This window comes from Photobacterium nomapromontoriensis (genome assembly GCF_050336815.1).
Taxonomy (GTDB): domain Bacteria; phylum Pseudomonadota; class Gammaproteobacteria; order Enterobacterales; family Vibrionaceae; genus Photobacterium; species Photobacterium nomapromontoriensis.
Genome location: NZ_JAKJSL010000106.1, coordinates 1 through 612 on the forward strand (window position 1 = coordinate 1; position 612 = coordinate 612).

1 protein-coding gene is annotated in these 612 nt (G+C 51.1%); it reads right to left on the reverse strand.

Annotated elements, in window-relative coordinates; genetic code table 11:
* Nucleotides 1-362: RHS repeat-associated core domain-containing protein (locus L4D12_RS25540; RefSeq protein ID WP_428450591.1), on the reverse strand; the 362-nt coding region annotated here is incomplete at its 3' end.
* Nucleotides 363-612 lie beyond the last annotated feature (250 nt).

Here is a 612-nt window from a genome sequence, read left to right on the forward strand (position 1 = left end):
ATACCGACACCAGGAGCTAAACCGACACCAGGAGCTAACCCAGCTGCATCTAAACTTCCATGAAATGCATCCCAACCAGATATACCAGCATCAGGAGGAAGAGTACGCCCTTCTAACGCTTTATAATTTACATAAGTATTTGAATTCGAATCATCAGTAATCCGGTTATAACCCATTGCATAGGGCGGTTGCGCTTTACTCTCCTTACAACTTAACCCGAACGGGTCAACCCATTGCACGGGGTTGGGGGCGTATTGGTACGGGTTGATGCCACCGAGCAGGCCGATGGGATCTTGGTGAATGAAGCGCCCAACATGGGGGTCGTAATAACGGAAACGGTTGTAGTGCAGCCCCGATTCCACGTCATAATACTGGCCCTGAAAACGCAGTGGATTGCCAATGCGCTCAATGCTGAGATTGGCGACGCCTTCGGTGGTGTAATCTGCCTGCCACGCGATATCACCGTGTTGATCGGTTAGCGTCAGCGGAGTACCGAGGTGATCAAGCTGCTAGTAATAAATCTCACCCTGTGCAATCAGGGCGACGGGGCTGAAACTGCCCGGCTCGTAGAGATACCAGCGATATTCGCCGTTACAGTGTTCGCCAATTAAC